Raw genomic sequence first — 12775 nt, forward strand, 5'->3', positions numbered from 1 at the left:
GATCGGACGGGGCAACCCGTGAGCCACCCCGATCCGACATTGTTCGGCCATGATCCGTGGTGGCTGATGCTCGCCAAGGCTCTCGGCGTCTTCGTGTTCCTGCTGCTGACGGTGCTCACGGCGATCCTGTTCGAGCGAAAAATATTGGGCCGCATGCAGTTGCGGCTCGGGCCCAACCGGGTCGGTCCGCGCGGGCTGCTGCAATCGCTGGCCGACGGCATCAAGCTCGCACTCAAGGAGGGGCTGATCCCGGCCGGGGTGGACAAGTGGATCTATCTTGCCGCACCGGTGATCGCGGTGATACCGGCGTTCATGGCGTTCGCTGTCATTCCGATGGGCGGCGAAGTCTCGGTGTTCGGCCACCGAACTCCGCTGCAGCTGACCGACCTGCCCGTGGCGGTGCTCTACATTCTCGCGGTCACCTCGATCGGTGTGTACGGGATCGTGCTGGCCGGCTGGGCATCAGGGTCGGTCTACCCTCTGCTCGGCGGGTTGCGGTCCTCGGCACAGGTGGTCTCTTACGAGATCGCGATGGCGCTGTCGTTCGTCGCGGTGTTCATCTACTCGGGGACGATGTCGACGTCGGGAATCGTCGCCGCCCAGAACCACACCTGGTTTGTCTTCCTGCTATTGCCGTCCTTTCTGGTGTACGTGACCTCGATGGTCGGCGAAACCAATCGTGCGCCTTTTGATCTGCCCGAGGCCGAGGGCGAACTGGTCGGCGGTTTCCACACCGAGTACTCGTCGCTGAAGTTTGCGATGTTCATGCTCGCCGAGTACGTCAACATGACCACGGTGTCGGCGCTGGCGGCGACGCTGTTCCTGGGAGGTTGGCAGGCGCCGTGGCCGATCAGCATCATCGACGGCGCCAACGCCGGTTGGTGGCCGCTGCTGTGGTTCACCGCCAAGGTGTGGTTGTTCCTGTTTCTGTTCATGTGGCTGCGGGCCACGCTGCCCAGACTGCGCTACGACCAGTTCATGAGGCTGGGATGGAAGGTCCTCATCCCGGTGTCGTTGGGCTGGACGATGATCGTCGCGGCCACCCGCATCCTGCGCGACTACGGCTACCAGGGGTGGGCCACCGCGCTGATCGCCGCGGGCATTGCCGTAGCACTGGCGACGGTGGCGCTCCTGTGGCGAACGCTGCGCACCCGGAACCCGAGCAGGACCCCCGAACAACCCGTCGATCCGGTAGGAGCCGGCGCCTTCCCAGTGCCTCCGATGCCGGACAAGGAGCCAGCAGATGCCTAAATTCCTCGATGCCATCGCCGGTTTCGGTGTCACCTTCGGATCCATGTTCAAGAAGCCCGTCACCGAGGAGTATCCCGAGAAGCCCGGACCCGTCGCCCCGCGCTACCACGGCCGTCACCAACTCAACCGTTATCCAGACGGCCTGGAAAAGTGCATCGGCTGCGAATTGTGCGCGTGGGCCTGCCCCGCCGACGCGATCTTCGTCGAAGGTGCCGACAACACCGAGGCTGAACGGTATTCGCCCGGCGAACGCTACGGCCGCGTCTACCAGATCAATTACCTGCGCTGCATCGGATGCGGGCTGTGCATCGAGGCGTGCCCGACTCGGGCACTGACGATGACCACCGATTACGAGATGGCCGACGACAATCGTGCCGATCTCATCCTGGGCAAGGACAACCTGCTGGCACCAATGCAGCCGGGTATGGAGCAACCTCCGCACCCGATGGCGCCGGGCAGCACCGATGAGGACTACTACCGCGGCAACATCACTGCGCCCGGGGAGGCCCAGTGAGCACCGCGTTCGTCGCCGCGCTCGCGGCGTCTACCGGTTCGGCCGGATACACCAGCACCAACGAAGCCGTCCTGTTCTGGATACTGGCGGTGGCGTCGGTGGCCGGTGCCATCGGCGTGGTCGCCGCGCCGAAGGCGGTCTATTCGGCGATTTCGCTCGCCCTCACGATGATCGCACTGGCGGTGCTCTACATAGCCCAGGATGCGCCATTTCTCGGGGTCGCCCAAGTCGTGGTGTACACCGGCGCGGTGATGATGCTCTTCCTCTTCGTGCTGATGCTGATCGGTGTCGACTCCTCGGAGTCCCTCAAGGAATCTCTTCGCGGACAACGTTTTGCGGCGATCGGTGCGGGATTGGCATTCGGCATCCTGTTGATCGCCGGTATCGGCAACGTCGCGGCGACCGGGTTCGTCGGATTGACCGAGGCGAATGCGAACGGCAACGTCGAAGGGCTGGCCGCGCTGATCTTCACCAAGTACCTGTGGGCCTTCGAGCTGACCGGAGCGCTGTTGATCACCGCCACACTGGGTGCGATGCTGCTGGCCCACCGGGAGCGCCTCGAGCGCCGCAAGAGTCAGCGCGAACTGGCCGCCGAGCGTTTCGCCCCGGGGGGGCACCCGACCACCCTGCCCAATCCTGGCGTCTACGCACGACACAACGCCGTCGACGTGCCGGCCCGGCTACCCGACGGCTCGGCCTCCGAACTGTCGGTCAGCGCGATCCTGCAGCTGCGTGCGATGCCCGAAGACCAAGACGGGGAAGCAGACGGTGAGGGCCGGTGAACCCCGACAATTACCTGTATCTCTCCGCTCTGCTGTTCACCATCGGCGCTGCCGGAGTGTTGCTGCGCCGCAACGCACTCGTCATGTTCATGTGCGTCGAGCTGATGCTGAACGCCGCGAACCTGGCCTTCGTCGCGTTCTCCCGCATGCACGGGCATCTCGACGGCCAGGTGGTGGCGTTCTTCACCATGGTCGTCGCCGCGTGCGAGGTGGTGATCGGTCTGGCCATCATCATGACCATCTTCCGGAGTCGCCGCTCTGCCAGCGTCGACGATGCCAGTCTGTTGAAGCACTGATGAGCGCCTGCGCGAAGAACCTGCGCGAAGAACCTGCGCGAAGAAGAGGAAACACCAGTGAGCGCTTGGCCGATGACGAGACGGACCTGAGGCGCCGATGACACTACCTGTGTGGCTGGTGATTGCGCTCCCGCTGGCGAGCGCGGTGGTCCTGCTGTTGGCGGGCCGGCGCTCCGACCCGTGGGGGCACCTACTGGGTACGCTGGCCGCGATCGCGTCGTTCGCCTGCGGCGCGGTGCTGTTCGTCGACATGCTCGGCCGGGACGCCGGCAGCAGGTCAACCCACGAGACGCTGTTCTCCTGGGTTCCGGTCGGCGAACTACGCGTGGACTTCGGCCTGCAACTCGACCAACTTTCGATGTGCTTTGTGCTGCTCATCACCGGTGTCGGATCGTTGATCCACGTCTACTCGATCGGCTACATGAAAGAGGACGAAGGCCGAAGACGTTTTTTTGGCTACCTCAACCTTTTTCTCGCTGCGATGCTGCTGCTCGTCCTCGCCGACAACTACCTCGGCCTGTACATGGGTTGGGAAGGCGTCGGCCTGGCTTCGTATCTGCTCATCGGATTCTGGTCACACAAGCCGTCAGCCGCGACGGCGGCCAAGAAGGCGTTCGTTGTCAACCGGGTCGGTGACGTCGGTCTGGCGATTGCGCTGATGATCATGTTCGCCGCCGTCGGATCGGTCTCATTCGCCACGGTTTTCGGCGCCGCACCGGCGCTCACCGAGGCAACCTTGACCGCGATCGGGTTGATGCTGCTGCTGGCTGCCTGCGGCAAGTCCGCTCAGGTTCCGCTGCAATCTTGGCTGGGCGACGCGATGGAAGGCCCGACACCGGTCTCGGCACTGATCCACGCGGCCACCATGGTCACCGCGGGTGTGTATCTGATCGTGCGTTCGGGACCGGTGTTCGACCTGGCCCCGCACGCACAGACTGCCGTCGTGGTCGTGGGCGCGGTCACGCTGCTGTTCGGTGCTGTCATAGGCTGCGCGAAGGACGACATCAAGAAGGCGCTGGCCGCCTCGACGATGAGCCAGATCGGTTACATGGTGCTCGCTGCCGGGCTGGGGCCCGCCGGCTACGCGTTCGCGATCATGCACCTGCTGACGCACGGATTCTTCAAGGCCGGCCTTTTCCTGGGAGCCGGTTCGGTGATGCACGCAATGGACGACGAGGTGGACATGCGCCGCTACGGCGGGCTGCGCAAGGCGCTGCCAGTGACCTTCGCGACGTTCGGTCTGGGCTATCTGGCGATCATCGGCGTGCCGCCACTGGCCGGCTTCTTCTCCAAGGACGGGATCATCGAAGCGGCTCTGGGTGCAGGCGGTATCAAGGGCGTGATCCTGGGCGGGGCAACGATTCTGGGCGCAGGTATCACCGCGTTCTATATGACGCGGGTGATGCTCATGACGTTCTTCGGGCCGAAGCGCTGGGCCGATGGAGCGAGCGAAGCGACGGGAGGACGACCCAGGGCAAACCCCCATGAGTCGCCGGCGGTGATGACTTGGCCGATGATCCTGCTCGCCGTGGGCTCGGTGACCGCCGGTGGCGCCCTGGCGATCGGCGGCACGCTCGAGCACTGGCTGGAACCGGTGGTCGGCTCGCATGAGATCCACCACGTGCTGCCGGTTTGGGTGGTGACGGTGATCGTGCTGTCCGTCGTCGCGGTCGGCATCGTTGTGGCCTACCGCATGTACGGGGTTCGGCCGGTTCCCGAACAGGTGCCCGCCGGGTCGGTGCTGACCGTGGCGGCTCGCCACGACCTCTATGGCGACGCGTTCAACGAAAAGGTGCTGATGCAGCCCGGAATGCTCATCACCCAGGGGCTGGTGGAGATCGACGACGAAGCGGTAGACGGTGCGGGAAGCGGGCTGGCAGCCCTCGTCGGGCGCTTTTCCGGCAGGTTGGCGCGGCTGCAAACCGGTTTCGCGCGGTCCTACGCCCTGGCGATGCTGGTCGGCACGGTCCTCCTCGTCGCGCTGATCCTGGCGGTGAACCAGTGGTGACCTCGTTTCCTTGGCTGACCGTGCTGTGGGCAGTGCCCATGGTCGGCGCAGTGCTGGTGATGCTGCTGCCTGCCACCATGCGCACCCTGGCGAAGTGGGTGGCGCTGGCCGTGGCATTGGCGGTCCTGGCCGTCACAGCCGTGCTGGCCGTCGGCTTCGACCCCTCCGGTGAGCAGTTCCAGTTCGTCGAGTCCCACACGTGGATCCCGTCTTTCGGTACCGGCTACATCCTCGGCATCGACGGCATCGCGTTAGCCCTGATCGTTCTCACCGCGGTCCTGGTGCCCCTGTTGATCGTCGCCGGCTGGAACGATGCGCGCGATCGCCTCAGCTGGGGTGGCCGTTCGGTGCACATCTACTTCGCGCTGACGCTGGCGGTCGAGGGCATGGTGCTCATCTCGCTGGTTTCGCTGGACATCCTGCTGTTCTACGTCTTCTTCGAGGCCATGCTGATCCCGATGTACTTCCTGATCGGTGGGTTCGGCGGCGCACAGCGAAGCGCCGCGGCGGTGAAGTTCCTGCTGTACAACCTCTTCGGCGGCTTGATCATGCTCGCCGCAGTCGTCGGTCTGTACGTGGTGACCGCACAGAGCGACGCCTTCGCGGCGGGGACGTTCGACTTCCGCGAGATCGTCGCCGCGGTGGCATCCGGCGAGTTCGTGGTGAACCCGATGGTGATGCATCTGATCTTCGGCGGGTTCATGTTCGCCTTCGCCGTCAAGGCGCCACTGTGGCCGCTGCACCGTTGGCTGCCCGACTCGGCTGTCGAAGCGACGCCGGCCAGTGCGGTGCTGATGATGGCGGTCGTGGACAAGGTCGGTACCTTCGCCATGCTCCGATACTGCCTGCAGCTATTCCCCGACTCCGCTGCCTACTTCAGCCCGTTGATCATCACGCTGGCGGTAATCGGGATCGTCTACGGTGCCGTAGTCGCGATCGGCCAGACAGACGTCATGCGGCTGATTGCCTACACCTCCATCTCGCACTTCGGCTTCATCATCCTGGGCATCTTCGTGATGACCAGCCAGGGTCAGTCCGGGTCGACGCTGTATATGGTCAACCACGGCATCTCGACGGCGGCGCTATTCCTGATCGCCGGGTTCCTGGTGTCCCGGCGAGGATCTCGCCTCATCAGCGCCTACGGTGGCGTGCAGAAGGTGGCCCCGGTGCTGGCAGGAACTTTCCTGGTGGCTGGACTGGCGACGCTGTCGCTGCCCGGACTCGCGCCGTTCATCAGTGAATTCCTTGTCCTCATCGGCACATTCACCCGCTACCCGGCCTTTGCCGTGCTCGCTGCCAGTGCCCTGGTGCTCTCCGCGATCTACATCTTGTGGACCTACCAACGGATGATGACGGGCCCCGTGCCGGATGAGTTGGCCGAGGGTGAGGGCAAGATATTGGACCTGGTGCCACGCGAGATCGCCGTCGTCGCTCCGCTCATCGCGCTGCTGCTGGTGCTCGGGGTGTATCCCAAGCCCGCACTCGACGTGATCAACCCCGCGGTCGACCACACGCTCACGACGATCAACCAGACCGACCCGGCACCCCGGATGGCGGAAGGCCCGGCGCGATGAATCCCGGCACGATGATTCCCGGCACGATGAATATGGCCATGCCCCTGCCAACGCCATCTGTCGAGTACGGACTGATATCACCCATGCTCATCGTGCTCGGCGCGGCCGTTCTCGGGGTCCTCGTCGAGGCGTTCCTCCCCCGTCGGCAGCGCTACGTCACCCAAGTGGCGCTCAGCCTCACCGCGCTGGTCGGGGCATTCGCGGCCGTCGTGATCATCGCTCGAGATCTGCACGGCAGCAACGGTTCCAGCGCCATGATGGGAGCGGTGGCCATCGACAGGCCGGCGCTCTTCCTGCAGGGCACCATCCTGCTCGTCGCGGTGCTTGGAATCCTGCTCATCGGCGAGCGCCGGATCACGATATCGGGCCGGGGCTCATCGGCCGACGGAGACTCCGAGGAGAGGGCCGGCCTGGACGCCTTCACCGCGCAGGCCTCAGCGGTAGTCGGAAGTGTCGACGAGCGATTGGCCACCAAGTCGGGCGTCGTCCAGACCGAGGTCTTCCCGCTGACGTTGTTCGCGGTGGGCGGCATGCTGATTTTCCCCGCGGCCAACGACCTGCTGACGATGTTCATCGCACTGGAGGTGCTGTCGCTCCCGTTGTACCTGCTGTGCGGGCTCGCACGACGGCGGCGATTGCTCTCGCAGGAGTCAGCGCTGAAGTACTTTCTGCTGGGCGCGTTCTCATCGGCATTCTTCCTCTATGGCGCGGCCATGCTGTACGGCTATGCGGGCACCCTCACGCTGGACGGCATCGCCGAGGCGGTGGCGGCGGATGCCGGCAAGCCGTCGCTGGCCCTCATCGGGACCGGCCTGCTGCTGGCCGGTGTGCTGTTCAAAGTCGGCGCCGTGCCGTTCCATTCGTGGATTCCCGACGTCTATCAGGGGGCCCCGACCCCGATCACGGCATTCATGTCCGCGGCCACCAAGATCGCCGCATTCGGCGCGATGCTGCGTCTCTTCTACGTCGCACTGCCCGAACTGCATGCGGATTGGCGCCCCGTGCTGTGGGCGATCGCGATCCTGACGATGGTGGTCGGCACGATCACCGCGGTCACCCAGACCGACGTCAAGCGCATGCTGGGATATTCGGCGGTGGCCCATACCGGTTTCATCCTGATCGGTGTGATCGCCGGGAACGAAGCCGGCCTGTCATCGACGCTGTTCTATCTGTTCGCTTACGGCTTCTCCACGGTGGGCGCGTTCGCGGTGGTGAGTCTGGTCCGCGACGCCGCCGGTGGCGAAGCGACCGCGATAGCGCAATGGGCTGGCCTGGGTAAGCGTTATCCTGTTGTCGGCACAGTCTTTTCGCTCTTTCTGCTGGCATTCGCAGGCATCCCGTTGACCAGCGGCTTCGTCGGCAAGTTCGCGGTCTTCAAAGCCGCCGGCGAAGGGGGTGCGATTCCACTGGTCGTGGTCGGTGTGATCGCCAGCGCGATCGCGGCGTACTTCTACGTCCGGGTGATCGTGTTGATGTTCTTCACCGAACGTCCCGATGATGCCCCGGTCGTGGTGGTCCCCAGCGCGCTGACGACTGCGGTCGTCACCGTCACCGCCGCCGTCACCTTCGCGCTCGGAGCGCTTCCGCAACCCTTGCTGGACCTGGTCAACTCAGCAGCCCGGTTCCTCTGATACCGCCAGTTCAGCATCCTCGAGCAGTTCAGCACCCTCAAGTCTGGCCGAGCGTGCCCAAAATGCCACCGCTAGCGGCGCGGCGGTGTGCAGACACGCGCGCTCGCGGTGCAGAGGGCGGGCAGCTAGGTCGCTATGCCGTGCAGCAGTATTGCCGCGGTACTGTCCACCCACGCCGATTTCGCGAGGTCGTCGGGCGCTTGCAGGAGCGCCAGCAACGTGGCACCGCCGATCAGGTCGACGAGCCGATCGGGGTCAACGCCCGCCCGCACTTCTCCCCGATCGATCGCGCCCCACAGCCGATCGCGCACCGCACCGAACAGGTCGCCGAAGCGGGCGGTGACCCGCTCGCGGAGGTCGCTGTCCGCCGACATATCGGCCAGCAGCCCCGGCAGCGCCGCCCGAACCACAGAACTGGTGAAGATGTCGCGCGTCGCCTCGATCATCGCCCGCAGGTCGGCTGCGATATCCCCTGGCGGTGCCTGGATGGCCGTCGGCGTATTCGGGAACGCTGCTTCGTGAACGAGCTCGGCCTTGCTCGACCATCGGCGATACAGCGCGGTCTTGGTGGTTCCGGCGCGCTCGGCGACCGCTGACATCGTGACATTCGAATACCCAGTTTCGACGAGCAGGTCCGCGGTCGCTCGCAGAATGGCGGCGTCGATGCGCGGGTCCCTCGGCCGTCCGGCACTAGGGGCCTTGTCAACGGGAAACACTTCTGTTTTCATAACGCTACTCATGGTAGCGTAACTGTGAGCCGGAAAGGATCAGTTCGTGACCAATGAACCAGCCGTCGGCGACGTGGGACGGCTGCAGCGCTCCAGTCGTGACATGGCGAATGTTCCTGAACGCCTGTCGAACTGGCTGTCTGCGCTTCTGGTCGACGGGAGCACACCCGAGATCGCCGTGGAAAACGGGGTCGACTCCAACGGCATGTCCTCAGAGACGATCCTGCTGTCCGGGCGCTGGCTGCGCGGCGAAAATCCGGTCGAACAACACTGGGTGGCCCGGGTGGCTCCCACCGAGGCCGACGTGCCGGTGTTCGAGCACTACCGCCTCGACCACCAACACGAGCTGATACGCCTGGTCGCCGAGTTGTCCGACGTCGCCGTGCCGCGCGTTCGCTGGCTTGAGTCCACCGGCGAGGTGCTGGGTCGGCCCTTCTTTCTGATGGATCGCGTCGATGGACGGGTCCCGCCCGACGTGATGCCCTACACCTTCGGCGACAACTGGCTCTACGACGCCCCGGTCGAACAGCAGCGCCAGTTACAGGACAGCACCATCGAAGTACTCGCCAAGCTGCACTCGATTCCCGACGCGCAGCAGACCTTCGGATTCCTTCAGGATGTCGATCCCCCCGGCGAGACCGCATTGCACCGCCACTTCGGCTGGCTGAAGAGCTGGTATGAGTTCAGCGTCCCCGACATCGGCCGCTCACCGCTGGTCGAAGCAGCCCTGGCCTGGCTGGAGCACCGCTTCCCGGCCGACATCGCCGCCGCCGAACCCGTCCTGGTGTGGGGTGACGCTCGCATCGGCAACGTCATTTACCAAGGATTCACGCCGGCCGCCGTGCTGGACTGGGAGATGGCCACCGTCGGGCCCCGGGAATTCGATGTGGCGTGGATCATATTCGCGCACATGGTCTTCCAGGAGTTGACCAACTTGGCTGGGCTGCCGGGTATGCCCGACTTCCTGCATGAGGATGACGTGCGAGCCACCTACCGGGAACTGGCCGGCATCGAGGTCGGCGACCTCGAGTGGTTCTACGTGTACTCAGGTGTCATCTGGTGCTGCGTGTTCATGCGCACCGGGGCACGTCGCGTGCGCTTCGGTGAGATCGAGAAGCCGGACGACATCGAAACCCTCTTCTACCATGCCCCACTGCTGAAAAGACTGATCGGAGAGACGAACTGATGCTTGGACCCATAGACGAATATCCGGTCCACCAGATGCCCCAGCCCATCGCCTGGCCCGGCTCCTCGGACCGGAACTTCTACGACCGGTCGTACTACAACGCCCATGACCGCACCGGGGACATCTTCGTCATCACCGGCATGGGCTACTACCCGAACCTCGGGGTGAAAGACGCGTTTCTGCTCGTATCCCGCCGCGGCAACGGCAGATTCGGCCGAAGTGGTGATACGCAGACCGCGGTACACCTGTCCGGAGCGATCGACCAGGACAGGCTCAATCAGCATGTCGGCGCATACCGCATCGAAGTCGTCGAACCGCTACGCAAACTCCGCATTGTGCTCGACGAAACCGACGGAATCGCAGCAGATCTCACGTTTGAAGGGCTCTTTGACGTCGTCCAGGAGCAGCCCCACGTCATGCGCAGGGGAAACCGGGTCACCCTGGACGCGCAACGGTTCGCGCAGGTGGGCAGTTGGAGCGGCCAACTGTCGATCGACGGCGAAGACGTGGCGGTCGACCCCACCCGCTGGATCGGCACCCGCGACCGGTCCTGGGGCATCCGGCCGGTCGGCGAGGCCGAACCCGCGGGCCGGCCCGACGACCCTCCCTTCGAAGGCATGTGGTGGCTCTATGTGCCCATGGCATTCGACGATTTCGGGATCGTGGTGATCATCCAGGAGGACGCGAGTGGATTCCGGTCGCTCAACGACTGCACCCGGATCTGGAAAGACGGTCGTGTCGAGCAACTGGGATGGCCGCGGATCAAGATCCACTACCGGTCCGGTACCCGTATCCCCACCGGAGCGACGATCGATGCAACCGCATTCGACGGCAGCCCATTACATATTGATGTGGAGTCCAAGCTGGCGGTACCCATCCACGTGGGCGGCGGATACGGCGGCGACCCCGACTGGCTGCACGGAATGTGGAAGGGCGACAACTTCACCGAACGACTGACCTACGACATGAACGACCCGGCGATCGTCGGGCGCTCCGGATTCGGCGTTATCGACCACGTCGGTCGCGCGGTGTGTCGCGACGCCGACGGGACCGAGCGCGAGGGCTGGGGACTGTTCGAGCATGGCGCCCTCGGGCGGCACGACCCGTCGGGCTTCGCCGACTGGCTCACCGTCGCACCCTGACTCACGGCTTCCCGGCCCAAGGGCGCTATGGCGCTCCCGCGCAACGGCACCCCGCGCAATGGCGCTCCCGCGCAACGGGCTAACCCGACACCGACACCGACACCGACACCGACACCGACACCGACACCGACACCGAAGAAAATGTCGGTCAGGCCGAGCGTGACTCCCCTACCGGGGCGCTGCCGAACACCATCGACTCCTCGATCCGGTCGAACCGGTGGTCGATGATGTCGAGTACATAATTGTGCCGCACGTTCCACGGCCGATGAGTACCCGACTTCGGCAGCGCATTCGGCGACCGCTTGATGTAGCCCGCCTGCAAATCAAAGGCCGGCTTTTCGTCGATCGGCCCCTCGCCCCGATGCGGGTAGGCGTGGGTATAGCCACGAGCGTCCATGTACGCCAACAGCTTCGCGAACGCCTTGGCCGTCATATCCGCGCGCAACGTCCAGGACGCGTTCGTGTACCCGATGCACCACGCCATGTTCGGCACGTCCTCGATCAGGAACTCTTTGTACGCGAAGCGGTCAGTGGGCGTGATCTCGGTGCCGTCGACGACGATGCGGATGCCGCCGAGGGCCTGGAGTTGCAACCCCGTCGCGGTGACGATCACGTCGGCGTCCACCCGGGCGCCCGACGCCAGTGCGATGCCCGTCGCGTCGACGTGGTCGATGGTGTCGGTCACCACGTCGGCCCGCCCCGCACTGATCTGGTTGAACAGGTCGTGATCGAGGATGAGGCACATCCGCTGGTCCCACGGATCGTACTTCGGCTTGAAATGCAGGTCGACGTCATAGCCCTCGGGTAACGCGGCGATCGTCCGGCTGCGGATGAGCTTGCGGCCGAACCGCGGCGCCTTGCGGAACATGAAGTAGGTCAACACGTGGAACGCCGCGTTGCGGAAGCGCACCACCGAATGGGACAACCGGCGCGGCAGAATCTTGCGGATGAAGTCGACCATCGGGTCGATTCGCGCCATCGACATCATGTAGGTCGGCGACCGCTGCAGCATCGTCACGTGAGAGGCCTTCTCGGCCAATGCCGGGATGAGGCTGATGGCAGTGGCCCCGCTGCCGATCACCACCACCCGCTTGCCCGAGTAGTCCAGGTCCTCAGGCCAGAACTGCGGGTGCACCACCTCGCCGCCGAACCGTTCGATACCGGGGAAATCCGGCTGGTAAGGATCGTCATAGCTGTAGTAACCGGTGCCGAAGAACAGGAATCTGGCCCGGTAGGTGCGCGCTGAGCCGTCCTGCTCGGCCTGCAATGTCCAGGTATCCGTCGCCGAATCCCACTCCGCGGATTTCACGTAGGTGTCGAACCGCATGTGCTCGTCGATACCGTGCTTGTGTGCCGTAGTGGCCAGGTACTCGCGGATGTGGTCACCATCGGCGATGTTCTCGGGGCGCTGCCAGGGCTCCCACGGGAACGACAGCGTGAAGATGTCGCTGTCAGACCGGATGCCCGGATAGCGGAACAGGTCCCAGGTGCCACCGATCCGGGAACGGCGCTCAAGAATCCGGTAGCTGAGCTGGGGATTGCGCTCCTGGATGCGATAGGCGGCTCCGATTCCGGAGATTCCCGCACCGATGATCAGAACGTCGGAGTACTCCGGCTGGTTCTCCTGCATACGCAACCTCCTGTAGCCGGCTCAGCTACCACG

General features: G+C 64.7%; 11 protein-coding genes. 9 read left to right on the forward strand and 2 right to left on the reverse strand.

The features are described 5' to 3' along the window. Nucleotides 1–18 precede the first annotated feature (18 nt). From nuoH to nuoN, 7 genes are all read left to right on the forward strand, one after another. Nucleotides 19–1251 (forward strand): NADH-quinone oxidoreductase subunit NuoH, encoded by a 1233-nt coding sequence (gene nuoH, locus ACPGXI_RS05855; protein WP_526650916.1) that lies wholly within the window; start codon nucleotides 19–21, stop codon nucleotides 1249–1251. Further along, a complete protein-coding gene (gene nuoI, locus ACPGXI_RS05860; protein WP_526650774.1) occupies nucleotides 1244–1765 on the forward strand; it encodes an NADH-quinone oxidoreductase subunit NuoI in 522 nt (173 codons plus the stop codon). Before nuoH ends, nuoI begins: the two co-directional genes overlap by 8 nt. After that, nucleotides 1762–2547 carry an NADH-quinone oxidoreductase subunit J gene (locus tag ACPGXI_RS05865; protein ID WP_526650776.1) on the forward strand — a complete coding sequence of 262 codons (786 nt, stop codon included), beginning with the start codon at nucleotides 1762–1764 and terminating at the stop codon, nucleotides 2545–2547. Before nuoI ends, ACPGXI_RS05865 begins: the two co-directional genes overlap by 4 nt. After that, the gene (gene nuoK, locus ACPGXI_RS05870) at nucleotides 2544–2843 is read left to right on the forward strand and encodes an NADH-quinone oxidoreductase subunit NuoK (protein WP_526650778.1); all 300 of its coding nucleotides are present in this window, start codon (nucleotides 2544–2546) and stop codon (nucleotides 2841–2843) included. The genes ACPGXI_RS05865 and nuoK overlap by 4 nt, the downstream gene beginning before the upstream one ends. A 97-nt stretch (nucleotides 2844–2940) precedes the next feature. Then, nucleotides 2941–4851: an NADH-quinone oxidoreductase subunit L gene (nuoL, locus tag ACPGXI_RS05875; RefSeq protein WP_526650780.1), complete on the forward strand. Its 1911-nt coding sequence runs from the start codon at nucleotides 2941–2943 to the stop codon at nucleotides 4849–4851. Continuing rightward, nucleotides 4848–6425 carry an NADH-quinone oxidoreductase subunit M gene (locus ACPGXI_RS05880; RefSeq protein ID WP_526650782.1) on the forward strand — a complete coding sequence of 526 codons (1578 nt, stop codon included), beginning with the start codon at nucleotides 4848–4850 and terminating at the stop codon, nucleotides 6423–6425. The genes nuoL and ACPGXI_RS05880 overlap by 4 nt, the downstream gene beginning before the upstream one ends. 38 nt (nucleotides 6426–6463) lie before the next feature. Next, nucleotides 6464–8056, forward strand: coding sequence for an NADH-quinone oxidoreductase subunit NuoN (gene nuoN / locus ACPGXI_RS05885; protein ID WP_526650918.1), 1593 nt, complete (start codon nucleotides 6464–6466; stop codon nucleotides 8054–8056). 125 nt (nucleotides 8057–8181) lie between these two features. On the opposite strand, the gene ACPGXI_RS05890 is transcribed toward nuoN, so the two are convergent. Next, nucleotides 8182–8784, reverse strand: a complete 603-nt coding sequence (locus ACPGXI_RS05890; protein WP_526650920.1) for a TetR/AcrR family transcriptional regulator C-terminal ligand-binding domain-containing protein — start codon at nucleotides 8782–8784, stop codon at nucleotides 8182–8184. 46 nt (nucleotides 8785–8830) lie between these two features. Between ACPGXI_RS05890 and ACPGXI_RS05895 the strand changes: the two genes are divergently transcribed. Both ACPGXI_RS05895 and ACPGXI_RS05900 read left to right on the forward strand, forming a co-directional pair. Beyond that, nucleotides 8831–9970, forward strand: coding sequence for a phosphotransferase family protein (locus tag ACPGXI_RS05895; RefSeq protein ID WP_526650784.1), 1140 nt, complete (start codon nucleotides 8831–8833; stop codon nucleotides 9968–9970). Continuing rightward, nucleotides 9970–11112, forward strand: a complete 1143-nt coding sequence (locus ACPGXI_RS05900; protein WP_526650786.1) for an Rv3169 family protein — start codon at nucleotides 9970–9972, stop codon at nucleotides 11110–11112. Before ACPGXI_RS05895 ends, ACPGXI_RS05900 begins: the two co-directional genes overlap by 1 nt. Nucleotides 11113–11260: 148 nt before the next feature. Here ACPGXI_RS05900 and ACPGXI_RS05905 read toward each other — a convergent pair whose 3' ends face one another. After that, nucleotides 11261–12742 (reverse strand): flavin-containing monooxygenase, encoded by a 1482-nt coding sequence (locus tag ACPGXI_RS05905; protein ID WP_526650788.1) that lies wholly within the window; start codon nucleotides 12740–12742, stop codon nucleotides 11261–11263. Nucleotides 12743–12775: the final 33 nt, after the last annotated feature.

The sequence above is a fragment of the Mycobacterium sp. genome (assembly GCF_049608025.1).
GTDB lineage: Bacteria > Actinomycetota > Actinomycetes > Mycobacteriales > Mycobacteriaceae > Mycobacterium.

Bases quoted from the DNA above. Each gene is read 5' to 3' on its own strand.
- nuoN (WP_526650918.1), top strand. From the start codon at position 6,464: ATGCCCCTGCCAACGCCATCTGTCGAGTACGGACTGATATCACCCATG.
- ACPGXI_RS05900 (WP_526650786.1), top strand. From the start codon at position 9,970: ATGCTTGGACCCATAGACGAATATCCGGTCCACCAGATGCCCCAGCCC.
- nuoI (WP_526650774.1), top strand. From the start codon at position 1,244: ATGCCTAAATTCCTCGATGCCATCGCCGGTTTCGGTGTCACCTTCGGA.
- nuoL (WP_526650780.1), top strand. From the start codon at position 2,941: ATGACACTACCTGTGTGGCTGGTGATTGCGCTCCCGCTGGCGAGCGCG.
- ACPGXI_RS05905 (WP_526650788.1), bottom strand. From the start codon at position 12,742: ATGCAGGAGAACCAGCCGGAGTACTCCGACGTTCTGATCATCGGTGCG.
- ACPGXI_RS05890 (WP_526650920.1), bottom strand. From the start codon at position 8,784: ATGAAAACAGAAGTGTTTCCCGTTGACAAGGCCCCTAGTGCCGGACGG.